20 protein-coding genes, 2 tRNA genes and 3 rRNA genes are annotated in these 24,835 nt (G+C 62.1%); 17 read left to right on the plus strand and 8 right to left on the minus strand.

Annotated features, from left to right (window positions below):
* Positions 1 to 219 precede the first annotated feature (219 nt).
* The 11 genes from MU558_RS15315 (at position 220) to rrf (ending at position 11,268) form a co-directional block, all read left to right on the plus strand.
* Positions 220 to 819, plus strand: a complete 600-nt coding sequence (locus tag MU558_RS15315) for a YIP1 family protein (RefSeq protein WP_246968226.1) — start codon at positions 220 to 222, stop codon at positions 817 to 819.
* Positions 820 to 1,006: 187 nt separating this feature from the next.
* Entirely contained in the window at positions 1,007 to 1,606 is a 600-nt protein-coding gene (locus MU558_RS15320; RefSeq protein WP_246968229.1) for a hypothetical protein, read from the plus strand.
* 70 nt (positions 1,607 to 1,676) lie between these two features.
* Positions 1,677 to 2,717, plus strand: coding sequence for a DNA-methyltransferase (locus MU558_RS15325; RefSeq protein ID WP_246968232.1), 1,041 nt, complete (start codon positions 1,677 to 1,679; stop codon positions 2,715 to 2,717).
* Positions 2,718 to 2,925: 208 nt separating this feature from the next.
* Positions 2,926 to 3,669 (plus strand): hypothetical protein, encoded by a 744-nt coding sequence (locus tag MU558_RS15330; RefSeq protein ID WP_246968235.1) that lies wholly within the window; start codon positions 2,926 to 2,928, stop codon positions 3,667 to 3,669.
* Positions 3,666 to 4,136: a hypothetical protein gene (locus MU558_RS15335; protein WP_246968238.1), complete on the plus strand. Its 471-nt coding sequence runs from the start codon at positions 3,666 to 3,668 to the stop codon at positions 4,134 to 4,136. The genes MU558_RS15330 and MU558_RS15335 overlap by 4 nt, the downstream gene beginning before the upstream one ends.
* A 117-nt stretch (positions 4,137 to 4,253) precedes the next feature.
* Positions 4,254 to 4,961, plus strand: a complete 708-nt coding sequence (locus MU558_RS15340) for a hypothetical protein (protein WP_246968241.1) — start codon at positions 4,254 to 4,256, stop codon at positions 4,959 to 4,961.
* Positions 4,962 to 5,015: 54 nt separating this feature from the next.
* The gene (locus MU558_RS15345; protein ID WP_246968244.1) at positions 5,016 to 5,657 is read left to right on the plus strand and encodes a hypothetical protein; all 642 of its coding nucleotides are present in this window, start codon (positions 5,016 to 5,018) and stop codon (positions 5,655 to 5,657) included.
* A 563-nt stretch (positions 5,658 to 6,220) separates the two neighbouring features.
* A 16S ribosomal RNA gene (locus tag MU558_RS15350) occupies positions 6,221 to 7,692 on the plus strand.
* Between the two features lie 140 nt (positions 7,693 to 7,832).
* Positions 7,833 to 7,904 (plus strand) — tRNA-Ala (locus MU558_RS15355).
* A gap of 204 nt (positions 7,905 to 8,108) precedes the next feature.
* Positions 8,109 to 11,027 (plus strand): 23S ribosomal RNA (locus tag MU558_RS15360).
* Between the two features lie 119 nt (positions 11,028 to 11,146).
* Positions 11,147 to 11,268, plus strand: a 5S ribosomal RNA gene (gene rrf / locus MU558_RS15365).
* Together the 16S, 23S and 5S rRNA genes with 1 tRNA gene alongside form the textbook arrangement of a ribosomal RNA operon.
* 240 nt (positions 11,269 to 11,508) lie before the next feature.
* Here rrf and MU558_RS15370 read toward each other — a convergent pair.
* Positions 11,509 to 12,744 (minus strand): MFS transporter, encoded by a 1,236-nt coding sequence (locus tag MU558_RS15370; protein WP_246968248.1) that lies wholly within the window; start codon positions 12,742 to 12,744, stop codon positions 11,509 to 11,511.
* Positions 12,745 to 12,885: 141 nt separating this feature from the next.
* On the opposite strand from MU558_RS15370, the gene MU558_RS15375 reads away from it, so the two are divergent.
* Both MU558_RS15375 and MU558_RS15380 read left to right on the plus strand, forming a co-directional pair.
* Positions 12,886 to 13,752 (plus strand): helix-turn-helix transcriptional regulator, encoded by an 867-nt coding sequence (locus MU558_RS15375; protein ID WP_246968251.1) that lies wholly within the window; start codon positions 12,886 to 12,888, stop codon positions 13,750 to 13,752.
* 152 nt (positions 13,753 to 13,904) lie between these two features.
* Complete coding sequence (locus MU558_RS15380; RefSeq protein WP_246968254.1) at positions 13,905 to 14,849, plus strand: DMT family transporter; 945 nt, start codon at positions 13,905 to 13,907, stop codon at positions 14,847 to 14,849.
* 73 nt (positions 14,850 to 14,922) lie between these two features.
* Here the strand turns inward: MU558_RS15380 and MU558_RS15385 are convergent, their stop codons facing one another.
* Entirely contained in the window at positions 14,923 to 15,147 is a 225-nt protein-coding gene (locus MU558_RS15385; RefSeq protein WP_246968256.1) for a DUF6199 family natural product biosynthesis protein, read from the minus strand.
* Between the two features lie 188 nt (positions 15,148 to 15,335).
* Here MU558_RS15385 and MU558_RS15390 point away from each other — a divergent pair, with 188 nt between their 5' ends.
* The gene (locus tag MU558_RS15390; RefSeq protein WP_246968259.1) at positions 15,336 to 16,166 is read left to right on the plus strand and encodes a helix-turn-helix transcriptional regulator; all 831 of its coding nucleotides are present in this window, start codon (positions 15,336 to 15,338) and stop codon (positions 16,164 to 16,166) included.
* 48 nt (positions 16,167 to 16,214) lie between these two features.
* On the opposite strand, the gene MU558_RS15395 is transcribed toward MU558_RS15390, so the two are convergent.
* The 3 genes from MU558_RS15395 to MU558_RS15405 are packed head-to-tail and all read right to left on the minus strand — an operon-like array spanning position 16,215 to position 18,803.
* Positions 16,215 to 17,093 carry a cation:proton antiporter gene (locus tag MU558_RS15395; protein ID WP_246968262.1) on the minus strand — a complete coding sequence of 293 codons (879 nt, stop codon included), beginning with the start codon at positions 17,091 to 17,093 and terminating at the stop codon, positions 16,215 to 16,217.
* The gene (locus MU558_RS15400) at positions 17,084 to 17,419 is read right to left on the minus strand and encodes a 2Fe-2S iron-sulfur cluster-binding protein (RefSeq protein ID WP_246968265.1); all 336 of its coding nucleotides are present in this window, start codon (positions 17,417 to 17,419) and stop codon (positions 17,084 to 17,086) included. Before MU558_RS15400 ends, MU558_RS15395 begins: the two co-directional genes overlap by 10 nt.
* A complete protein-coding gene (locus MU558_RS15405; RefSeq protein ID WP_246968268.1) occupies positions 17,406 to 18,803 on the minus strand; it encodes a selenium-binding family protein in 1,398 nt (465 codons plus the stop codon). The genes MU558_RS15400 and MU558_RS15405 overlap by 14 nt, the downstream gene beginning before the upstream one ends.
* A 243-nt stretch (positions 18,804 to 19,046) precedes the next feature.
* On the opposite strand from MU558_RS15405, the gene MU558_RS15410 reads away from it, so the two are divergent.
* Positions 19,047 to 19,460, plus strand: a complete 414-nt coding sequence (locus tag MU558_RS15410; protein ID WP_246968283.1) for a hypothetical protein — start codon at positions 19,047 to 19,049, stop codon at positions 19,458 to 19,460.
* 269 nt (positions 19,461 to 19,729) lie between these two features.
* On the opposite strand, the gene MU558_RS15415 is transcribed toward MU558_RS15410, so the two are convergent.
* The gene (locus tag MU558_RS15415; protein WP_246968286.1) at positions 19,730 to 20,677 is read right to left on the minus strand and encodes a DsbA family protein; all 948 of its coding nucleotides are present in this window, start codon (positions 20,675 to 20,677) and stop codon (positions 19,730 to 19,732) included.
* A 718-nt stretch (positions 20,678 to 21,395) separates the two neighbouring features.
* Between MU558_RS15415 and MU558_RS15420 the strand changes: the two genes are divergently transcribed.
* The gene (locus MU558_RS15420; RefSeq protein ID WP_246968288.1) at positions 21,396 to 23,036 is read left to right on the plus strand and encodes an MFS transporter; all 1,641 of its coding nucleotides are present in this window, start codon (positions 21,396 to 21,398) and stop codon (positions 23,034 to 23,036) included.
* A gap of 281 nt (positions 23,037 to 23,317) precedes the next feature.
* Here the strand turns inward: MU558_RS15420 and MU558_RS15425 are convergent.
* Positions 23,318 to 23,392, minus strand: a tRNA-Val gene (locus MU558_RS15425).
* A 27-nt stretch (positions 23,393 to 23,419) separates the two neighbouring features.
* Entirely contained in the window at positions 23,420 to 23,674 is a 255-nt protein-coding gene (locus tag MU558_RS23415; protein ID WP_425607629.1) for a DUF7553 family protein, read from the minus strand.
* Positions 23,675 to 23,885: 211 nt separating this feature from the next.
* Between MU558_RS23415 and MU558_RS15430 the strand changes: the two genes are divergently transcribed.
* Positions 23,886 to 24,830: an MBL fold metallo-hydrolase gene (locus tag MU558_RS15430; protein ID WP_246968291.1), complete on the plus strand. Its 945-nt coding sequence runs from the start codon at positions 23,886 to 23,888 to the stop codon at positions 24,828 to 24,830.
* The last annotated feature ends 5 nt before the right edge of the window (positions 24,831 to 24,835 follow it).

The following is a 24,835-nucleotide window of genomic DNA, read 5'->3' on the forward strand; positions in this document are numbered from 1 at the left end:
CGTTATGGAACTGTTATTCGCTCCCGATCGGACAACCGGGGCCACAGCCAGCCGCGGCGGAATTGGCAAACGATTTAAGCAACGCTTTCCCCGGTTCCATCCGATGGACGTGATCGCGACGGAACCGACCACTCTCCCCCTCTCGAGATCGGCTTCTCGGAGATCGATGCAACCGAGACGCGACGTCGAAACCGCGACACTGCGGTCCGATCGATTCGAATGACACAGTGGATAGAGAACCCGAGCGGTGGACGCGACCGCGGCGTGAAAGCGCTGGTGAGAGCGTGGTTCGAAGTGCTCGTTCGGCCGTGGCGGTTCTTCCGCGTCGGCGTCGCACCCGGCGATCAGGCGCCGGGGCTGGTCTTCCTGATGGCCGTCGTCCTGGTCTCCGAGACGTCGCGGTACCTCCTCGTCGACGGCGCGTACCCGTCGTTGCCGATCGCCCGCCCGCTCGAGGGTGCGTTCTGGCTCAGTCTGGTCGTCCTCTTCGTCGCACCGCTCTCGTTACACCTCGTCTCGGCGGTCCAGACCCTGTTTCTCGCGCTGTTCGTCCCCGACCGGGCCGGAATCAGCCAGACGGTGCAGGTGATAGCCTACTCGACTGCACCGTGTGTCTTCGCCGGCATTCCGGTTCCTGGACTCCGCCTCATCTGTGCAACGTACGGGGCCGTGTTGTTGATCGTCGGTCTCCAGGTCGTCCACGAGACGTCGCTGATCCGGGCGACGCTCGCCGGCGTCGTTCCAGCCGCGCTCGTCTTCGGTTCTGGCTTCCACGGATTCACCGCACTCGAGGCGCTCGGCGTGCCAATTCCTCTCTGACAACAAACACATACCCAACCGGTCACTTTCCCCTCTCGAGCGTCGAAATGGACTTCGACAGATCCCGATTAGTCCCGTATTTCCCTGACGGAACGACCGTATTATGATGTTGGTAACAGAGTACTGCTCGACCGAACTGATCGAAACGTTGGACAGAACTATTTACAGTGATGTATTCGACCGCAATATGCCCGATACTGACCAACCGGACGAAAATCTGTCCGAGCGTGTCGTGAAAGAGGCAGTCGGCATCGGCATGGAGTCACCGATGCGAGAGTCGATTCTCGAGGCAGTCGAAGAGGCCGACGGCAGCCGTCCGGCGCGGAAACGCCAGCTTCCGCTGCTGGGTGCCGTCCTCGGACTCGGTGCTGCGGTGGGCTATCTCATCGGAAGCCGGGGCGAGCAGATCGTCGAGTCCGACGAACTGTCGATCGAGGAGTTCGAGACGCCGACCGTCATCGACGGCCCCGAAGAGACAGACGAGTCCACAGAAGCGGAATCCACGGGCGAAAGCACAGAGACCGACGACGAGACAGAGGCGGAGTCAGGTGGCAGCCGCCTTCGGCGGATTCTCCTCGCACTCGGAATTCTCGCCGGAATTGCCCTCCTTCGTCGTCGTTTCTCGTCGTCAGAACAGGAAGAGTGGGAACCGATCGAGGAGTTCGAACCCGCTGTGAGTACCGACGAAGAGACGGAGGAGGCTGGCGAAGAGACTCCCGAACAGGAGTCCGAAGCCGGAGCAGGCGAGGAGTTCACGGACGAAGAAGAGGAGACGACCGAGGAGTGATCGTCTGAGTGGGCGCCCACCACGGCGTCTGGCGAAGAAGCTAAGGGGGCGACGGCGACAGTGTGGTGCAATGGAGACGTCCCATCGCGTTATCGTCGGCGACTCGAGAGCGTTCACCGAAGTCGACGACGACTCGGTCGAACTCGTCGTCACCTCCCCGCCGTACCCGATGATCGACCTCTGGGACGACCTCTTTATCGATCTCGATCCGACCGTTGGCGACGCCCTCGAGCGTGGCGACGGTCGAGAAGCGTTCGAGGCGATGCACGCCCAGCTCGATCGCGTCTGGGACGAACTCGAGCGTGTCCTCGTCGACGGCGGCATCGCCTGTATCAACGTCGGCGACGCGACGCGCACCCTCGACGGGAGCTTTCGCGTCTATCCCAACCACGCCCGGATCGTCGAGGCGTTCGAACGGCGCGGATTCGACCCGTTGCCCGACGTTCTCTGGCGAAAACCGGCCAACAGCGCCGCGAAGTTCATGGGCAGCGGGATGATCCCGCCTAACGCCTACGTCACCCTCGAGCACGAGTACGTGCTCATCTTCCGGAACGGCTCCTCGTCCCGGCGCTTCGAGTCCCGTGCCGACTGTCGCTACGAGGCGGCGTACTTCTGGGAGGAACGAAACCGCTGGTTCTCCGACGTCTGGACCGATGTCCGTGGCGAACTCCAGGCGCTCGAGCGAGACGACCTCCGGGAGCGGTCCGCGGCGTACCCACTCGAGATCCCCTATCGCCTCATCTGTATGTACTCGACGTATGGCGACACCGTTCTCGATCCCTTCTGGGGAACTGGGACGACGTCGCTCGCCGCGATGTGCGCCGGACGAAACTCTATCGGCTGCGAGCTCGAGGCGGAGTTCGTCTCCGTCTTCGACGACCGCGTCTCGACGGTCGACGAACTCTCCCAGGAGGTCGCCAGAACGCGACTGGCCGACCACCGGGCGTTCGTCGCCGAGCGACGAGCCGACGGCGACGACCTCGAGTACCGGGCCGAGCACTACGACGTTCCCGTGATGACCAAGATGGAGCGCAACATTCGGTTGTACGCCGTCGACGCGGTCGAATCGCTCGAGGACGGCTACCGGATCGACCACACCGTATTCGAGTAGGCCATCGCGTGGTGACGAGCGGTCCCGTTCGCTTCGGTCGTCAGCGATTGCGAATGCCGTGAACGGTTACACGAGAACGTGTGAGCGTAGCACACGCAAGCCCAACTTGCACACCGACGTGGACCGTAACCTATATTGGTTTTATCATATGTGGAACCGATCAAAAAAAGACAGCGGTAGTGAACGTACGGATTCCGGACAGCCGGAGATGCGCTATCGTACTCCGGATACGATTCGTATTGCGTCTGAGCAGTCGAAATCCAGCGGACGGCTCGTACCTGATGGCGGCGAAGTCGACGAGAGTTCGGACCAGAACGCCGAATCGGACGGCGACGCAGAAGCGAGCGATTCAGAAGAAACGCCGGTAGAAGAGACGGACGGGAGTGAAGCAGCGTCGGAGGAGGCCGAGGAGATCGAAGGCGAGGAAGTCGAAGAAGAGAGTGAAGAGGCCGAAGAAGAGGGTGAAGAAGCCGAAGAAGCCGAAGAAGAGGGGGAGGAGGCCGAAATCCTGCACCTCGATCTCGAGGGGCTGTTCCTGAACGTGCTCGGACTCGAGGTCGACCTGAACGAAGTCGTCCTCGACGTGTCGGCCCATCCGGGATCGAACCGGCTCCTCGGGAACCTGCTGTCGACCGTGTCGTCGCTGTTCGACGGCACGTCCGGCTCCCTCCTTGGGGGACTCGGATCCTCTCTCGGCGGGCTGTTCGGATCGGGCGACGGATCGGACGGCGGCGGCATCCTGTCCTCGATCGCCGGAAGCGTCCGAAGCGGCGTCAATCGTGCCGTCTCGAGCATCCCTCTCGAAGAAGTAATCGCCCAGGGCGTGCAGGCGCTGATTCGACAGCTTCTCGACCAGTCTGGATCCCAGGCCAGCGAGGACGTCGCCGAGCAGGCGAGCGAAGGCCCCGCCCAGTCACAGCCTGAGTCACAGCAAGCGGAGGCAGAATCATGAGCGGCGACTCCGTCGTTCAACAGATCGACTACGGAAAAATCGCCGAGAACATCGACACCGACGAGCTACTCGAGGGGACCAGATGGGAGGGCGAGTTCGACGAGAGCGAGAATTTCGGGGCGGCGATCGGCGGGATCATCGGCGCGATCGTCGGCCAAAAAATCGGCGAAGCCGTCGGACAAACGGTCGGAGATACGCTGGTGAAAGAGCTCTTGGGCTCGGAAGAAGCCGAAAAAGGGGAAGACACAGAAGAGACGGCAGAAGAGGAGTCGGAAGCCGAAGAAACACCGGAAGAGACGGAAGAAGCAGAGACGGAAGAAGCAGAAGCGGAAGAAAAGCCAGAAGAAACCGAAGAAGCACGCTCCGTCGAGACTCCGGCGGACGAACAGGCGGCGTCGAACGGCGGTGAGACCGAAACGGAACGCGAGGGAGAACAGACGGAGCCCGAAGACGTAGATTCGGAGTAATACGATGAACAGCATACTAGCTCCGAGCGAGACGGCGACCTCGGTCGAACGTCCGACGCGACTCGGTGCTAATCGACCGGCGTGGATCGCCGTCTCCTCATCGACGAGGTGTCTCGCGTGAGCGACGATACCAGCTTGGTCGATGCCGTCGCCGAGGAAGTGACCGATCAGATCGCCGTCGACGACCTGCTCGGGGACGGGGATCTCGAGGAGCAGCTCGATACGGGATCTATCGGCGCCTCCCTGGGCCGCGAGTTCGGTGCCCAGATCGGCCGCGAACTGGGCAAAGCGGTCGGACGGGAGATACACGCGGCGATCTCTGACGGATTGGAGCAGGGCCGCGATCTGGGCGAACTCGTCGCCGACGCCGAATCGGCGGCGGTACGCGGTGCTCGGAACGCCCTCGACGAACTCGACGGTAGCGACTCGTTCGCCTCTCTCCTTCGGGGGGTCGGTGAGAGGGATGCCGGCGATCAGCTGACCGGCGCGGCAGCGAACGCACTCACCGGGGACGGCGAGCGAGCCAACGACGAACCGCAAGCGGACGAACCGGCCGCCGACGAAGCCGAGGCCGAGGATAACGAAGGCGAAGACGAAGGAGGCGAAAGTGACGGTGAAGAAGTGGCCGAGAACGAACCGACAGACGACTCGTCGAATCACGTCGGAGCGGACGACCTCGACGACCTCCGACGCGACACGCTCGAGGACTTCCTCGAGGTAATGTCCGACGAGCATCTCCAGTCGGTCGCCCGTGACGTAGGAGTCGACGCGGATCTCAGCCGCGAGGAGATGACCGACCAGATCGTCGCGGAAGTTGCGGGGTAATCCGAAGCCACAGCCACAGTAGCCATGACCGAGACCGATCACCTACGAGAACGCGTGACTGACCTGTTGGACGAGGCCGAAGCGGGCGTCGATTCGCTCCCCTTGCACGGAGACGCGAGTGAAGACGACCTCGTCGGCGCGTTAGCGGACGAAGACGGCCACCGACTGCTCGAGGCCGCCGACGACGCCGCCGACCTGCTCGAGACGGCGGACTCTCGGGCGTTACTCGAGGCGCTCGATCTCGCCGAGTTGCCTGACGGGAGCCGTCCGGAGACGATCCCCGAGGCGATCGCCGGTGGCGAGCAGAGTGGAGTCGAGGACCTCCGCGTGCTGGTGAAACTCGCGAGGCTCTCGGACGGTATCGATCGCGACTGCGGCGAATCGCTCGCGGAGCTTCGGACCGTGGTCGCCGATCGCACCGACGAGCACGGACGAGAAGAGGGCCTGCAATCGACGATGCGTTCCGCACTTGGTGACTTCGGTGACGAAGTTCAAGATTTGCGTGGCCGACTCGAAGGGATGGCTGGTGATGACGGCGACGCGGATACGGCTGCAGATGACGCTAGTAACGACGAGAGAGATTATGCCGATGTCGGCTCGCGACAAAACTCGACGATGTATTCGACGATGGCGCTACCGCCGTCCGAACGACCGGATATGGGACAATCGACGCGACATTCCACGATGCCAAAGTGAATCAATCCCACCACGGAGCCGATCCGACGGCCTTATACATACCCGACCGTTGAGATAGGGATGCAAACGCGCCACCGGGCGCCGTCCGGTGGTGCCCCGATCTGGGGCTGTCAGTATGTGAGGTCGTTCGGAACGTAATCTGGTCGGTTTTGCCGACCTGATTCGATCCGACGCCCTTATATACTTTTGGCCGTTCAGATTGGAACGCAAAAGCCCTCGCCGGATGCGGTTTCCGGCAGGGGATCGATCCGATGCCCTTAAGTGTACGAGGGCACTCGGATGTAAACGCAACGAACGCGTGATCGACGGGGCGTTCAACTCGCTCCGTCATCTTGGACGTCCGCTCCGAAGGGGTTAAGTACTCCTCGGGGCTTACGAATACGTCCGAAGGAAATGAGGATCTCACCCCTGCGGTCCGCCGTACAGATGGGATCTGATGTTAGCCTCGACAGTTCGGTGACGCCTGATCGGTCTCTCGATCTGGAGTCGCCGAACGTGGACCCATAGTGTGAGTGTGTACCTACATTCACCGCCAAACCTCCCTGGCTCCGCCAGGGAATAGCATTCCGGTTGATCCTGCCGGAGGTCATTGCTATTGGAGTCCGATTTAGCCATGCTAGTCGTACGAGTTCAGACTCGTGGCGAATAGCTCAGTAACACGTGGTCAAACTACCCTGTCGAGCGGGACACCCTCGGGAAACTGAGGCTAATCCCGCATACGGCTCGCTGCCTGGAGTGGCGCGAGCTCGAAACGCTCCGGCGCGACAGGATGTGACTGCGGCCGATTAGGTAGACGGTGGGGTAACGGCCCACCGTGCCAATAATCGGTACGGGTTGTGAGAGCAAGAGCCCGGAGACGGTATCTGAGACAAGATACCGGGCCCTACGGGGCGCAGCAGGCGCGAAACCTTTACACTGCACGCCAGTGCGATAAGGGGACTCCCAGTGCGAGGGCATATCGTCCTCGCTTTTGTGTACCGTAGGGAGGTACACGAATAAGGGCTGGGCAAGACCGGTGCCAGCCGCCGCGGTAATACCGGCAGCCCAAGTGATGACCGCTATTATTGGGCCTAAAGCGTCCGTAGCCGGCCACGCAAGTCCGTCGGGAAATCCGCACGCCCAACGTGCGGGCGTCCGGCGGAAACTGCCTGGCTTGGGACCGGAAGACCAGAGGGGTACGTCCGGGGTAGGAGTGAAATCCCGTAATCCTGGACGGACCACCGGTGGCGAAAGCGCCTCTGGAAGACGGATCCGACGGTGAGGGACGAAAGCTCGGGTCACGAACCGGATTAGATACCCGGGTAGTCCGAGCCGTAAACGATGTCTGCTAGGTGTGACACTGGCTACGAGCCAGTGTTGTGCCGTAGGGAAGCCGTGAAGCAGACCGCCTGGGAAGTACGTCCGCAAGGATGAAACTTAAAGGAATTGGCGGGGGAGCACTACAACCGGAGGAGCCTGCGGTTTAATTGGACTCAACGCCGGACATCTCACCAGCACCGACAGTAGCCGTGAAGATCAGTGTGATGAGCTTATTGGAGCTACTGAGAGGAGGTGCATGGCCGCCGTCAGCTCGTACCGTGAGGCGTCCTGTTAAGTCAGGCAACGAGCGAGACCCACACTCCTAATTGCCAGCATGACCCACGTGGTTGATGGGTACATTAGGAGGACTGCCAGTGCCAAACTGGAGGAAGGAATGGGCAACGGTAGGTCAGTATGCCCCGAATGTGCTGGGCGACACGCGGGCTACAATGGTCGAGACAGTGGGATGCTACGCCGAAAGGTGACGCTAATCTCCGAAACTCGATCGTAGTTCGGATTGAGGGCTGAAACTCGCCCTCATGAAGCTGGATTCGGTAGTAATCGCGCCTCAGAAGGGCGCGGTGAATACGTCCCTGCTCCTTGCACACACCGCCCGTCAAAGCACCCGAGTGAGGTCCGGATGAGGCCCCGATTCCGGGGTCGAATCTGGGCTTCGCAAGGGGGCTTAAGTCGTAACAAGGTAGCCGTAGGGGAATCTGCGGCTGGATCACCTCCACAGACCGGGACCGGGGCGTCGCCCCGGCCCACCAGCGGTCCACGTTCGGTCACCACTCCAGCGAGTGGCCGACCGGGCACCTTTGAACTGTCGAGGCTAACACTTGCTCCTCGTCGGGCCCCGATTGGCTCGACGAGGGTGGGCCCATAGCTCAGTGGTAGAGTGCCTCCTTTGCAAGGAGGATGCCCAGGGTTCGAATCCCTGTGGGTCCATCTCTCGGAGGAAATCTCGGATCGTATCCCTTAAGTGGGAGACGGCCCGACGATTGAATCCGAACGAAACCGATGCACCAGTCCGTGTAAACGTGGCTGGGAAGGGTCAATGCACGCCAGCCGTCTACTGGTGTTGCAGATGAGACCGTGTGTACGTGTAGTCCAGGCGTCCACTGGACCCGTTCCCGGGTCACTTTGATCCGACGAACGTGGCTACTGTGCCAACTGGTGGATCGCTCGGCTTGAGAGCCGATGACGGACGTGCCAAGCTGCGATAAGCCCAAGGGACCCGCACGGAGGGGAAGAACTTGGGATCTCCGAATGGGAATCCCCACCGCAATTGCTTCGCGCAATGGGGAACGCCGGGAATTGAAACATCTCAGTACCGGCAGGAAAAGAAAGCAACCGCGATGTCGTTAGTAAGGGCGACTGAACGCGACGCAGTCCAAACCGAAGCCTTCGGGCAATGTGGTGTTCGGACTGACTCTCACTCTCCGAAAGGCGACACGAAGTCTCCTGGAACGGAGCACGAAACAGGGTGACAGTCCCGTACTGTCGTTGAGTAAGAGACGCGTCAGCTCCAGAGTAGCGGGGGTTGGATATCCCTCGTGAATCTCGCGGGCATCGACCGCGAAGACTAAACACTCCTCAAGACCGATAGCGAACAAGTAGCGTGAGCGAACGCTGAAAACCACCCCCAACAGGGAGGTGAAATAGTGCGTGAACTCAGTTGGCGATAGAGCGACAGGGCATACAAGGTCCTGTACAAAACGACCCACCCGCGAGGGTGCAGTAGGAAGTACAGGAAGCCGATGTTCTGTCGTACGTTTTGAAAAACGAACCAGGGAGTGTGCCTGATTGGCAAGTCTAACCCGAGTATCGGGGAAGGCGCAGGGAAACCGACAGGGCCGCAGCACTTTGTGCGAGGGCCGCCGTGTTCAAGCGCGGGGAGTCAATCGGGCACAACCCGAAACCGGATGATCTAGGCGTGGGCAGGGTGAAGCGTGGCGAAAGCCACGTGGAGGCCCGATAGCGTTGGTGTCCTACAATACCCTCGCGTGACCTACGTCTAGGGGTGAAAGGCCCATCGAATCCGGACACAGCTGGTTCCAACCGAAACATGTCGAAGCATGACCTCTGCCGAGGTAGTCCGTGGGGTAGAGCGACGGATTGGGAGCCCTCACTCCGAGAGGAGTGAGCCTCCCTGTCCAACTCCGAACCTACGGACGCCGTTTGACGCAGGGAGTCCGGTATGCGGGGTAAGCCTGTGTACCGTGAGGGAGACAACCCAGAGCTGGGTTAAGGTCCCCAAGTGTGGACTAAGTGCGATCGAAGGTGGTCCCGAGCCCTAGACAGCCGGGAGGTGAGCTTAGAAGCAGCTACCCTCTAAGAAAAGCGTAACAGCTTACCGGCCGAGGTTCGGGGCGCCGAAAATGATCGGGGCTCAAGTCCACCACCGAGACCTGGCGGCATCCGTCAAAGGATGATCCCGTAGGTTGGCGTTCTGTTCGGGCGGAAGCACGGAAGAGATTTCGTGTGGACCGTGCAGTAACGAAAATCCTGGTCATAGTAGCAGCGTGAGTCGGGTGAGAACCCCGACGGCCGAACGAGTAAGGGTTCCTCAGCAATGCTAATCAGCTGAGGGTTAGCCGGTCCTAAGTCTCACCGCAACTCGAATGAGACAACAGGGAAATAGGTTAATATTCCTATGCCAGTGTGCATCCAAAGCCGACGCTTTGGGGCCGCCTGAGCCGGGCTATCGCCCGGTCGAACAGTCGAAGTTCGTGGAAGCCGTAACGGCACGAAGCGACCGAATGGCTGGATAGCGCAAGTCAGGTCAACCTAGAGCCCGTGAAAAGGCGAGCACACTGTCCGTACCGAGATCCGACACAGGTACTCGTGGCGGCGAAAGCCAAGGTCTGTCGGGAATAACCGACGTTAGGGAATTCGGCAAGTTAGTCCCGTACGTTCGCAATAAGGGATGCCTGCCCCGGAAAGGGGCAGGTCGCAGTGACTCGGGCGCTCCGACTGTCTAGTAACAACATAGGTGACCGCAAATCCGCAAGGACTCGTACGGTCACTGAATCCTGCCCAGTGCAGGTATCTGAACACCCCGTACAAGGGGACGAAGGACCTGTTAACGGCGGGGGTAACTATGACCCTCTTAAGGTAGCGTAGTACCTTGCCGCTTCAGTAGCGGCTTGCATGAATGGATCAACGAGAGCGCCACTGTCCCAACGTTGGGCCCGGTGAACTGTACATTCCAGTGCGGAGTCTGGAGACCCCCAAGGGGAAGCGAAGACCCTATAGAGCTTTACTGCAGGCTGTCACTGAGACGTGGTCGCCATTGTGCAGCATAGGTAGGAGCCACTACACAGGTACCCGCGCTAGCGGGCCACCGAGGCAACATTGAAATACTACCCGATGGTGACTGCGACTCTCACTCCTGGCGGAGGACACTGGTAGCCGGGCAGTTTGACTGGGGCGGTACGCGCTTGAAAAGATATCGAGCGCGCCCCAAGGTTTCCTCACCCGGGTCGGAGACCCGGGAAAGAGCGCAAGAGCATACGGAAGCCTGACAGTGTCCGGCACAACGACGGACGCTGACGCGAAAGCGTGGTCTAGCGAACCAATTAGGCTGCTTGATGCGGCCAATTGCTGACAGAAAAGCTACCTTAGGGATAACAGAGTCGTCACCCGCAAGAGCACATATCGACCGGGTGGCTTGCTACCTCGATGTCGGTTCCCTCCATCCTGCCCGTGCAGAAGCGGGCAAGGGTGAGGTTGTTCGCCTATTAAAGGAGGTCGTGAGCTGGGTTTAGACCGTCGTGAGACAGGTCGGCTGCTATCTATTGGGGGTGTTATGGTTCCTGACGGGAACGTTCGTATAGTACGAGAGGAACTACGAATGGGTGCCACTCGTGTACCGGTTGTTCGAGAGAGCACGTGCCGGGCAGCGACGCACCACGGGGTAAGAGCTGAACGCATCTAAGCTCGAAACCCACCTGGAAACGAGGAACCACCGAGACCACTCGTAGAAGACGAGTTCGATAGACTCGGGGTGTACGCGCCAAGGCAACGAGGCGTTGAGCCCGCGAGCACTAACAGGTCGAGCCACCATTCATTTCGCATGGATCACAGGACCCGCGAACGGGTCCAGGCGCTAACTGGACTACACATACACACGGTTTTCCACCGATCCTGGCCAGGTGTGACGACGGTTCGATTCCGTCGATCGGCGTTACGGCGGCCACAGCGGCGAGGTACCTCCCGTACCCATCCCGAACACGGAAGATAAGCTCGCCTGCGTATCGGTCACTACTGGAGTGGGCGACCCTCTGGGAACACCGATTCGCCGCCGACCATTCATACTGATCACGGCCAGCGTTCGCTGGTCGTGGTTTTCATCATTACCCCACACAGTGGCGATGCTGTGTGGCGATTTTCATTTATCCGCGAACGGTTGAAAAGCCAAGCAGCAGTCGCTTTGCATCGGTTTCCGTAGACTGGAGTCCGGTCGCGAGTGGCGAGCAGCTGTGCCGACGCTCTATCGATTTATGAACCGTTTTGGCCGGCAGTATGAGGAGTGCGACCGGTCGGCCGCTCAGGCGCTTTCGGGAACGAGCACCGTCTGAACGAGGCGTCGAGTCTGCGGGAGAGCCGCGACGCCAGTCGCAATTAGCGCGACGATTCCGGCACCGAGCAGAAGGGTCTCGTACCCGTATCCGGCCGGGATCGCCAGTCCTGTGAACGCGAACGGGCCGGCGGTTCGTCCCAGAAATGTCGTGCTGTTCCGGAGGCTCATCGCGCCGGCGAGTTGGTCGGTAGGGACCAGGTCGCTCACTGCAGCGTCGACCGCCGGCATCAACAATCCTACCCCGACGCCGACGATCGTCACTGCGGCGACGACGGACAGTAGTCCAGATGAGAGCCAGATCGCGGCGAATCCGACTGCATAACACGCAAATCCGCCTGCGATCAGTCGCTCGTTCGAGGTGGTGCGGGCAAGTTTCCCGTTCGCTGCGGCGACGATCATCGACGCGGCCTCCGACGCAAGGATCACCAGCCCGATCACGACGGGTGCCAGGGCCGCTGCGAGCAGGAACGGAAGGGCGGTGAAGAGTACGCCGAACAGCAGAAACTCCGTCAGGAACGCGACGCCGAACAGCGCCAGCGTGGGGACGGTCGCGATTGCTCGGGTGGCATCCGTGAGGTACGCCGTGCCGCGACTGGTGCGGTCGTGCTGGGGTTCCTCGAGTGTCACCAGCGCGAACAGCGCGACGGGAATTGCCGCGAGGTAGGTGAGAAACGGCGCGTTCCACGCGACGGTCGCGAGCGCGCCGCCGACGACGGGAAACAGCGCCGCGGTGGCGGACAGGACGGCGACGTTGACGCCGAGTACCGCGTTGCGCTGGACGCCGTCGAACTCGTCGCCGACGAGCGTCACTGTCGTGATGAAGATCGCCGCGGCAGCGCTCCCTTGCACGATGCGAAGTGCGAGCAGCGCCTCGAAGGTCGGTGCGACGGCCATTCCGCCGCCGATCACCCCGAACGAGATCAGTCCGCCCACGAGGACCCGCTTGCGACCCAGCCGATCGACGAGGACGCCGATGAACGGCGAGAGCACGATTCCGACGAGGAAGTAGGAACTCACCAGGAGGCTCGCCTGCGCGTCGGAGATACCAAAGGTGTCGCGGAACACGGGGAGTGCGGGGCTGATGAGCGGCACGCCCAGCGGTGCGAGTGCCGTACTCACCAGAACGACCTGCACGGTTCGTGAGTCCCACGGCACCGTCGCGTCCGATTTGTCGGTTCGAATGGCGTCCGTCTCTGCTTTCATACTCGTCCGGAGGTCGCCACGGACCGTATAGTCATTCTCTGATTTTGATACCTTTATCGGAGTAGTGTCTCAAGGGCTGAGACACAGATAAGCGGCTGAGACGCGAATGTACGCCCAGTCGCATGACGGCTATCGATTCAGATGACAAAATCAGTACTCGACGAAATACTGGAGACGACACTCGAGATCGAGGACAACTCGGTCTCGGCACACGAACTCACGTCGCGGATGGAGACCGACGACCTCGTCGACGTCGTTCGTCACCGCGAGGTACTCGAGGCGCTGTTCGAGACGCCGCTCGATCGGCGTGATCTCGAGGCACGGCTGGAGATTTCCCGCGCGACGAGCCATCGGTTCACTCGCTGGCTCGCGGAGCGCGACTTAGCAGAGCGCGTCGACGGCCGGTTCACGCTGACGGGAAAGGGCCAGGCGTACGCCGACGCCGTCTTGCACCTCGAGCGGGATCTCCGCGCGGCGACGGCGCTGGCGCCGCTGCTCGAGTCCATCTGTGAGGTCCACCGGGAGTTCGTCATCGCCCCGTTCGCTGACGGGAGGGTGACCACGGCGACGCCGGAAGATCCGTACGCGCCGGTTTCTCGATTCGTCGAACTGTTAGGAGAGAGCGAGACGCTTCGCGGGTTCAACACGATGCACGTGATCCCGCCGACGTCGGGGGACGCGTCCGACCACCTCTTCGACGGAGTCGAGGCGGAGCTCATCTACCTGCCGGACGTCGTCGAGAGCCTACTCGAGACGCATCCGGATCGGGTCCGCGAGGCCGTCGACGCGGGACATCTCACACTGCGAACGCGCGAACGGCTTCCTTACGGCCTCGCCATCTTCGACGATCGCGTCGGGGTCGCGGGCTACGACGAGGAGACGGGGACGATGCGCGTCTTCGTCGACACCGATTCCGCGATCGCTCGCGGGTGGGCCGAACGCGTCTTCGAGACGTATCGGAGTCGTTCAGATCCCATCCGGTCGCTGGACGACGTCGCGATCGACTGACCGTCGAATCTTCGATTCGACCGCAGTCCTGGAGTCTTCTGAGAATCGTCTCGGTTGGTGAGATACCGCTCACCGGTTGCCGGGGCTCTCTTTTGTTGCCACACGTACCGATGGTGAATTATAGTGCGTCTGTCGTCCTCCCTCCAACCGGGATGACGACACTTTCTTTCGACGCCTCGGGTGTGGTTCGGCGATTCGTCGTCGCGCTCGCTGTTCGGTACCGGGCCTGTCTCCTGTTCGTGGCGACGGCCGTCGTGATGGGTTGTGGATACGTGGCGATTCGAGTCGGTACCGAAACGGTTCCACCGGCGTTTCTCGCTGCAGTCCGTTTCGACCTCTCTGCGGCGATCCTGCTGTCGTACGCCGTCACGCGCGGCCGGTGGTATCCGCAGGCGAGAGCGGATGTGGCCGCCATCCTCCTTCTGGGTGGCCTCGTCTTCGCTGGCACGATCGGCTTCCTGTTCGTCGGCCAGCAGTACACGACGGCGTCCACGGCAGCGATCGTAATGAGTCTCGGTCCGGTCTTGACCGCACTCGTCGCGTCCGCCCTCGTTCCCGAGGAATGCCTGTCCCGGACGGACGCCCTCGGCGTCGGGCTCGGACTCGTCGGTGCCGTCGTCCTCGTCTATCCGTCCCCCGGTGGAATCGACGGTGGAATGGGCGTCGTGTTCGTGCTCTGTGCGGTAGTTTGTTCGAGCCTGGGGACCGTCCTGCTCAGTCTCCTCGAGACGACGCTTTCGACGCCGGCACTGACTGGCTGGGGTGCACTGCTGGGTGGACTCGTCCTCCATCTCGTGAGCGTTGGACTTGCCGAACCCGTCGGGACCGTTCGGTGGCAACCGGGTGCCGTCGTGGCGGTGCTCTACCTTGCGGTCGTGGTCAGCGTCGGTGGGTACGTGGCCTACCTCCTGTTGCTCGCGGAGGTCGGTCCCGCGCGAAGCAGTCTGACGTCGTACGCCAGTCCGGTGGTCGCTACCGTCGTCGGATGGTCGATCCTCGGCGAGGTCGTGACGGCAGTTACGCTGCTGGGATTTTTCGTGACGACTGCGGGGTTCGTCGCGACGAACTGGTCGTTGATCGACGGCCGATCCCGTTGAAATCCACTCGTCGGACACCTCTTTCTGTGGATCGACTACCGCTCCCACGTGCATCCCTCATAGCGGGGCCGTTTCAGAACAGTCCCGCGAGCAGGGCCAACCCACCGACGCCTGCGATGACGATGCTCCCGAACTGATAGAGGATAACCTTCCAGTTTGCTGGTTCAACCGCATCCCACGACGTCGTGCTTCCGATTGCATCCAGCCGTTCGTTCAACTGTGCTAACTCGTAGGCGTACCGATACCCGAGTACACCGCCGACGAGACATGCGAGTCCAACGAATGCCTGATTATCCATGAATGTATCTCGTGTGATTGTCGATTGGTATTAAACGTCTTTGTCCGTGTTGACTACTGATGTAAACCAAACCAATCGTCAACTGAGAGTTTCGATGAAGCCGGACGGGTGAAACGAATGCTCTTCGCGGGTGTGGGATGACTACTTACGCCGTCACAGCATACGCTCTGTTCGATGGGTGGGAGATAGTGACACACACTACGATGCAGACTGACGGGATCGAACCGCAACTCGAGGTCATCGACGTTCTCGCACGGTCTACGAACCGCGTTCGCGTCCTCGAGGTTCTGGCCTCCCGGTCGGAACCGATAGAACGACGCGACGTCGCGGCTGCGGCCGACCTCTCGCGTGCGACCCTGAGTCGAACGCTTGCCACGTTCGAGCAGCGCGGCTGGGTCGATCACACCGGGTGCGAATACGAACTAACGGAACTCGGTGCGTTCGTCGCCAGCGAGTTCCTGCAACTGCTCGATCGACTGCGCGTCGTGCGGGAACTTCAGGGAATCGTCTCCTGGTTCCCCGCCGAGGGGTACGGGTTCGACCTCGCCCGGTTAGCCGGGGCCGACGTCGTTCGCTCGAGCAAGGAGGACGCGTTCGCCCCGACGAACCACCTCGCCGAGCGGCTCGAGGCCGCCGAGCAGGTGCAGATTACGTCGTACTCGATGTTCCCCGACTGTCTCGAGACGTGCTGGCGCGCGGTCACCGACGGCGGCCAGGAACTGGATCTGATCGTCGAGGAACCAGTCCTCACCGCCATCGGCAGCCACCCGACGCTCGCGTCTCACCTTCGAGAGCTGTTGCGATCGGACTCGGCTCGAGTGTACCGCTCCGGGAGTCCCTTCCCCCACGTCGTCGTCGTCACCGACGATGTCGTGAACCTGTGTCTGTTCGACGAGGACGGGGTTCCCCACGCGACGATCGATACGACCGACGAGGAGGTACACGCGTGGGCGACGTCCCGTTTCGAGTCGTATCGGCGAGACGCAGTCCCGGTAGACGAGACGTTGCTCGGCCCGTGACTGCGGTCGGCGATCGATTCGAGAACCGAGGAACACGAACGGCCGGTCCTACCTGACGCCACCGACTTCGTCCGTCTCTCCGATCGTCGGGCTCGATCGAGACGTCGTCGAGCGTCTCGCTTCACCGCTCCCCACGAGGAGGAGGACCCCGCCCGCGAACGCGAGCGAGAGGATCCGTGCCGACGGCGGGACCGTCTCACCGACGCCGACTCCGAAGAGACCGCCGACGGCGTATCCGACCTGGACGAGGGCGATGGCGAGGAGCCCCTGGAGCCGATACGGCGCATACACCCCGCCGACGGCGGCCGTCTCGAGCGTCGTGTGACCGGCGATGGCGATCGCGCCGAGCAGTCCGATGGCCGCGCCAGTGCTGTAGAGCGCACCGACCAGGAGCCCCTCCAGCAGCCGGTGCACGAAGAGTCCCCCGAAGGTCAGTTCGGCGTGACCCCGACAGCGTCCCGCGGCCCTTCTGCTTCGCGTGGCGAACCACAGCGCCGCGATGACGCCAGCGATGACGCCCGCGATCGACAGCCAGACACCCATCGTGAGCGCCGTGATCACGGATGCGATGGCGAGGCCGACGAGGAAGACGCCGAAGGCGAGATTCGACCGTCGGGACGTCTCACTCGAGTAGGCCCGCGTTCGGTGTCGCACGGTGACGACGCCACCGACGAGTCCGGCGACGATCGGGAGCCCGATGACGATCGCGAACGCGACGCCGGAGCCAGCGCCACCGGTATCGTGAGCCGTGTGGGCGCTGACCGTCGCGGAGGCGGCGACCAGCCCTATAGCGAACAGGACGACGCGAGTGAGGACTCGAGACGGAGCTGTCGACGGCCACACGTCACCCCGATCGCCGGCGCGACTGGGCGGTCGCTTCTCGCGAGTCGGCGACTCTCGTCGATCGATCCGGTCGGTCACTTCCATGGGTTCGACACCATCGCGGTTCGGACGTCCGCGCCAACTTCGATTCGGCAGTCGGTTCGCGGCCGGGCAATACAGCACAGCACGTACCCTCTCTCGAGGTGTCGCGGCTTCAACGCACGCGGCTCCCTGTCGTGGGTGACTCGCCCGTCTGCGACCCGCCCGGTACACGTCGCACACGCTCCGGTTCGACAGCCAAACGGCAGGCCGACCGCTCTCGCCTCGGCGGCCTCGAGTATCGTCTGCGCTTCCGTCGCTCGGACCGTCTCCCGGCGGCCGTCCCGCCACGTCAGCGTTACCTCGCGCGTCGTCGCCTCACTGCCAGACATCGCTCGTACAGTCTCCGTCGGGCCAGCGGATCTCGTGGGCGCGAGCCGGCCCGTCCGGCAGGTTGCCGAAGTCGACGAGGAACTCCTCGTCCAGCGTCATCGTCCCCCGCCGGGGATCGACGTCGGCTTTCAGCATCACTGAGCCCCTCTCTCCCTCCTCGGGGAAGAACTGGTCGTCCCACGTAGAGTACAGCGACGTCGTCCAGTAGAGCCGCTTCCCGTCTAGGCTCAACTGAATCATCTGTGGTCCACTGATCAGTTCTCGATCCTGCACCGCCTGAATCTCGCCGAAGTATCCGCCGATCGAGATCGAGTCGCTCTCGCGCGGGTTCGCCGGATCGCTGACGTCGTACATCCAGACCTCGCCGTGCAACCAGTTGGCACCGAAGAGGTACCGATCGTCCATCGAGAGCAGGATGTCCGTCGGCAGCGCCGGCACGGGCATGTCCCATCCCTCGAGGTCGCGGCCCTCGAAGTCGATGACCTTCTCGGCGTGGTACTCCCCGTCTTCCCTCCAGAAGTGGAAGATGTTCGACGAGAGTGCAGCGTTGACGTAGCCGTGGGCGACCTCCGGGTTGTGCATGAACCGAACTTCGAGCGGGATCATCCCCTCTTCGCCGAGGTCGATCGTCTGCTCGACCGTCCGGTCTCCCCAGTTCCAGAAATGCAGGCTGTGGCCGTACTTGCCGGCCTCGACGTCCTCGAGGTCGAACCCCGGCTGGTACGTCGCGGGTGCGGCCCACTCCGAGGAGACCATGACGTCGCGTCGCGGCTGGTACCAGAAGTCGTAGTTGAACTCGATTTCGCCGGGGGCGTCCCAGCGCCCCTCGATCTCGAAGTCGTCGTCGAGCACGAGGAAGCCACCCGGAAGTTCGCCGTCGGCGTTCCCCAGCATACTGATCATGATCTCCCTGCCGGGAGCACAGTGGACGGTGTGTGGCCCCGAGAGGTCCTGCTCGTGGACCTCCTCCGGTTCGATGACCTTCACAAGCTCCGGGTGTCGACGGTCGGACGTGTCCACGACGTGGATGCGCGAGGAGCGGTTCCCTGGAATCACGAGGTACTGGCGCTCGAGTCCCTCGACGTGACAGGACGACGAACAGGCGTTCCAGCCGAAGTGGTGGAGTTCGTCGCCTCGAGTCGGCATCTCGATCCGGTCGACGATCTCCCGGTACGTCGGCGATCCCGGATCGACGTCGACGACCGCGACGAAGTCAGACGCGTCGACGTCCGTCCCCGTGTAGAGTGCTGCGACGTACGCGAGTTTTTCGGGAGTCGACTCCTCGATGGCGGCCTGTGGGGTCGCGTACCCCGGTCCCTCGACGCCGTGTTCGTGGTGGGCGTGCTCGTGGTGGCTGTGTCCGTGGCGATCTTCTGTTGCCATGAAGCCGGTACGATTGGTGGCAGTAAAGAGACATCTGGTGAAACCGTCCCAACTGCAGGTCGAATTGCATGGTGTACACTGGTTGCACGGCGTGCAACGCGACGCGCGGACAGATCTCCGATCGACCGTCGACGACACACGGCCCTCGAGTCCGGGCCACTCGTGCGGTCGGTGCGACGCTACGCCGCGTGGGGCCGTCCTCGGGCGTACATTTGAGTGGCGTCGCCGTCGTACTACTGAACGATGACTGGTGACGACCGATACAAACTGTTCGGTGTGTACGTTCCGCAGTCGATCGCCGATTCGCTCGCCGAGTTCGCCTACGAGGAAGGCGGCGTCGTCGACCTCGAGAGCTACTTCGATCCCGACGCGTCGACGGTTCCCGTCGGCGATCCCGGGGCCGACGCGACCGACGCGCTCGTCTCGGCGGTCGTCGAGAATTTCGCTGCCCTGTACGACGCCGCCGACTTCGAGGCGGCCCGGCGGGTCGACCCCGACGCGTTCGTCCTCGTCCACCTTGCCGCCGAACCCGAGACGGTGGCGAGCGCCCGCGAACGCTTTCGGGCCGCCGCGACGATCCAGGAGGCCGACCTGCGGACAGTCCACACGGCAATCCTGGCCGCACAGCTCGACGACGGTGACGCGACTCGAGCGTGATCGACGCTACTCGGCGTCTCCCTCGAGGTCGCTCGCGTCGAGGTCTCCCTCGAGAGACATCCGTCCCCGATCGGATAGCCGGTAGATTCCCCGTCTGGTCGTAGTATTCGACGCAATTCTACTCGCGAAGCGTCATAAGACGTTCTCTGACGGTCTGTCGATCTGCATCATCCAGTCGGCTGGTCTCGGTCGCGCCGTGCAGTAGAATTCGACCTGGAGAGTGGCCACAGGCCGTCGACAGTCGTCCTACACGGGCTCTCGTCAGTGCATCACGGACACGTTTCGCCGGTTGCGGTCGGCTCTTCGGGCTCGCTCACCCACTCGAACTCGTCTTCGTCGGACGCTACCGGTTCCGACTCGTTCACGTCTGCGTCGCCGGTTGCGGTCTCGTCGCCACCGTCGCTCGACGTCTCGTCCGTCGACTCGTCGACGCCCTCGCTCGAGTCCGCGTCCGAGTCCGTATCTTCGGTGCTGTCACTCTCCGCCGTGTCCTCGTCACCGTCCGTCTCGGTTGATTCGTCCCCGCCACCACTCGTCTCGGTCGGCTCGTCCTCGAGTCGCGTCTCGATCCACTCGAGGATCGACTGCGTGTCGTGGTGCGGAGCGGTCGTCTCGCCAGCCAGTTCCAGCGTCGGCGTAAACGTCACGCCGTCGTCGGCCGCCGCAGTCGCGACCTGCTCGACCGCGTCGTCGTACGTCCCCGCTCGAGTCCGTTCGACGATCTGGTCGACGCTCGAGACGCCGGCCGACTGGGCTCGCGACGCCAGTTCGTCGTAGTCGATGTACCCCCCGGGCAGGTCCTCGAACGTCTCGACGTAGAACTGCCAGTAACTGTTCGGGTCCTCGTCCCAGACGCCGAGGGCGAACGCCGCGATACGCGGATCGCTACTCGAGATGTAGTACGTCGACGCATCGCCCGGTTCGTACGCCAGGTCGTAGAACTGGATCGCGAGTCGTCCGGTCTCGACGAACTCGTCGACGATCGCCTCGAGATTCCCGAGGACGAACTCCTGGGTGTACGGGCACTTGAAATTGCTGTAGACCGTCGCCGTGGGGGCGTCGGCGTTTCCCATCGTCGGGTACGTCCGTGCGTCCGAATCGGCCGGAATCGGGGCGTCCACGACCGGCGACGAACTCCCGGTGGCGATTCCACCGAGACCGAGCAGCGAAACCGTTCCGGCGGCTGTCAGTACGGTACGACGCGTTGTCTGTGGCATCTTCCGCATCGGAACGACGTCGACACCATCGCCACGTAAACACAACCGCTCGTTAACCTGGATCAAGACGGATTTCCGCCGTTGCGCCGCTCGAGACCGTTCTCGACGCCGTTTCGCGGGAGCCAACGATTCTCGCGTGGTCGCTTCGGAATCGCGAGACGGCGCGCTCGTTCGCATCGAAGAACCGTTGGCCCGGACCGCACTCGAGTTGCAGGCGACGAAACGTCGTGTGTTGACCATCTCGGTCGGAACTCGGTGCTGCTCATACTGCCGGACATAACGGTTCAGACATCGATCACACTCGAGACGCTGTCGTCGCTGCCGACAGCCGTCGAGATGCGATCGAGTATTCACTGACTGTTGTCCGGTAGTATCACGACGCCGCTCGCGGCTTTTCGAACGAACGACACCTGCAGCCACGCTGCTCGATCTCGTCCAGCGGGGTGGGGCCAGATTCGAACCATGCCGAGACGTGTTCGCGTAGACAACTACTTCGGTAAGGAGCAGGATCTGGCAACTATCAGCCTCTAACGAACCGAACTGACGTCCTCTTCGTCCCGAATGCCGGGCATTATCGTTGACTTCCGGTGTCCATGCTATTTGAGGATCAACAGTGTTAGACAACTGCATGCCCCCAGATGGGTCTACTCCCAACGGGAGTTCTCGTCTCTCTACGGACGTAAAGACGAGCGTACGATACTGGGGTCCAGCAATCGCCGTGAGTCTGACGACGTTCATCGTGGTCCTCAACGCATCTCTGATGAACGTGGCGATCCCCACGATGGTGAACGAGTTTGACACCACGGTCACCGTGATTCAGGGGGCGGTCGCACTCTACTCACTGGTGACAGCTGCGCTGGTTCTCCCAGCCGGTACGCTGCCGTCTCGGCATAGTATTCGGCGTGTACTGGCAGTCGCACTGATCCTCTATGCCGGTGGGACGCTGGTGGCGTCGATTAGCTGGAATACGACGATCCTCTACGTCGGCTGGTCGCTCATCCAGGGTTCCGCGGCCGCTGTGATATTTCCCCTGACGTTCACTGTACTGATAATCAGTTACGAAGACGACGACCGGGCGACGGCATTCGGACTGCTGGCTGGCGTGAGCGGCGTTGGATCGACTATTGGACCGATTATCGGTGGCGCACTAACCACGTACGCGAGTTGGCGATGGGGATTTGCGCTCCAGCTCGTCGGTGTGGGGGTTATTCTCTTCTTCGCTCAGTACGTGAGTCCGAACCCACTGTCAGAAACGCCCAGTTCACTGGATAAAGGTGGGACAGCGCTGTCCATCGTCGGTTCGACGTCGCTCGTCACCGGGTTCGTTCTGAGCGGGAAGTATGGATGGGTAGTCGAACGGCGGCCGTTTGTTGTCGACGGAATACAGTTCAATCCGCTTGGAACGTCGCCAGCGGTCTGGTTTCTCGGAGTCGGACTGCTCGCGTTCGCCGTGTTCGTTCAGTACGAACGCCGAATGGAACGTGCTGGGAAGTCGCCGCTCGTTCCGCTGCACGTACTGACGAACCGCCCGTTTTTGGCCGGTGTTCTTACATACAACATGCGCTCGATCGTCTCGGCTGGCTTCTTTTTTATCTTCCCGGTCTATCTCCAGGCAGTACTCGGATACACCGCCTTCGAAACTGGGCTCGCGTTGTTACCGTATTCTATCGCGTCGATCCTCTTTTCGACGTTTACGCCCGGTTTGCGTAAGTACATCTCGCCAAAGACGCTTATCCAGGTCGGTATCGTGTGTATCGGCTTTGCGCTGGTGCTGCTGTACGAGCAGACAGGCCCCGGTCAGACGATCAGCAGAATGGCTCTCCCAGTGGCGATTTATGGAGTCGGCGTCGGACTCATACTGGCACAGATCACCAATATGACGATGTCGGCTATCCCGACCGCGTACTCCGCCGAGGCATCCGGAGTCCTGAACGTGAGCTATTCGATCGGATTCTCCCTGGGGACGGCAGTCGTCGGCTCGTATTTTCTCGGACAGTTCTATGGTAGCGTCGTCGATGGAGTACTACGAGCAGAACACGAGACCGTTTCAGCGGAGCAACGAAATGACCTGGTGATCGCGCTCGAGGACGCAGCAGAGACGGCGACAGAAGCCACCCAGCAACAGTTCCTGAACCAGCTCACTCCGACTCAACGACAGTTGCTCGAGGAAATCTTCGAGGCTGCGATGTTCGACGCGCAACGGGCGGCGCTGCTCCTCCTCGTCCTGTTCGTGCTGCTCTTGCTTGTCGCATCGACGTTCTTGCCACGGCAGATCCCGGACGCCGACGACAGAACCGACCACCCCGAATCACCCCAAAGTTCGACACGTGACGCTTCTGAAACAACTGTGGAAGACTGACCGAAACCACCACACCGGACACCTTGGATGCGAGCCATTACCCGTTCGGACGGCTCGGTGAGACTCGAGCGGTCGCAGATGGTCCCATCGATGTACTCGGGACGACGTCGGCTATGACCGTACGGGAGTCCGGTCCTTTGACTGCAGGTAACAAACGAGTGGGTTGGGGCAGATTTGAGCCACCCCGAGACGCACTCGCGATGCTGCGCGCGTCTCGTCTCGTTCAAATCTGTCCAACGTCACGATCCTGTCGATCGCGGAGTTGCTCGCGACAGAAGTAGTGGGTTGGGGCAGATTTGAACTGCCGACTTCCTCCGTGTGAAGGAGGTATCATAACCGGACTAGATCACCAACCCGCACGCGACGATACCCGTCGATGGGACTTAAGACTTCCTTTCGAAAACCGAGCGACGGGCTACCGGTCTGTTCGATACGCCTCGAGTTTCCCGCGTGCTTTCCCGATCGCCGCTCGAGTCTCGCTGCTCGAGCTCGGCGGCGTCCTCGCGCAGCGTCTCGACGCGACTCGGCTCCGGCGTTTTCTCCCGATCGGTCCACGCCCGGAGTTTCGCTTCGGCGGCCTCGAGTGTCTCTTCGACGCCGATGCGTGCGTGTTCGCCGGCCCGCTTCAGGCAGTACAGGGCGTCTTCGAAGGTTTATTCATGGCTGTTCTGTCTCGTTCTATGTCATTACCAAATAAAGTCCTTTCACAGGAAACAGAATATCTCGCGCCCGGGACGGTCGGTCTACTCGCTCGGCGACGCAGTCGATCGACTCGAGGCGTGGATTAACTCGTCGCGACGGACCCGTCGTTTGCGAACGCTTAACGGGACGGACCGAGAGGTACCGACGATGTTCGAGCGTCGTCCGGTTCCAACTCCGTTCCAGGTCGATCCAGTCAACGTCTACGTCGCGGCCCGGACGATCGTCGATCCCGGCCCCGAAACCGACGAGGCCTGGTCGACGGTTCGGTCGACGCTGGCCGATCGCGACCTCGAGCCGGCGGACGTCGAACGGGTGCTCGTCACGCACCCGCACCCGGATCACTGCGGGCTGGCGAGGCGGTTTCGAGACAGGGGGGCCGACGTCTTCGCCAGCCCGGAAACGGCCGCGATACTCGCCGACTTCGGGGCTCGCCTCGAGTACGAACAGTCGTACTTCCGGACGCACCTGCCGCGCCACGGAATGCCCGAGGCGACGGCGTCGGCGATCGCCGACCTCACGAACGCCTTCCGCCAGTACGTCTCGGACTGCGACGTCGATCGCGTACTGGCAGACGGGGACGAGATCGAGGTCGGTCCGACGACGCTGACTGCTAAAGCGGTGACCGGCCACGCGCCGGGCGAACTCCTCTTTTCGTACGAAGACGGCGGCGATCGGGTGGCGATCGTCGGCGACCACGTGCTCGGTCGAATCACGCCGAACCCGCTCTTGCAGCCGCCCACGGAGCCGGGCGGCGACCGGCCGCGGGTCCTCCCCGCGTTCAACGACTCGCTCGAGCGGCTTCGCGACCGCGGCTTCGATCGGTTCCTCCCGGGACACGGCGAGGTGATCGACCGACCGACCGAGCGGATCGACGCCATTTTCGCGGCACACGAGGAACGGACCGACGCCGTGCTCGGACTCCTCGACGGGCAGACGACCGCCTACGAGGTGATGGAGGGGCTGTTCGACGATCTCTCGATCGGCGACCAGTTCGGCGGGATGAGCGAGGCGGTGGGCCATCTCGACATACTCGAGCAGCGCGACCGCGTCCGCAGACGCGAACACAACCACATCACATACGAACCCGCATGACAAAC

It is taken from the genome of Natribaculum luteum, from assembly GCF_023008545.1.
Lineage (GTDB): Archaea > Halobacteriota > Halobacteria > Halobacteriales > Natrialbaceae > Natribaculum > Natribaculum luteum.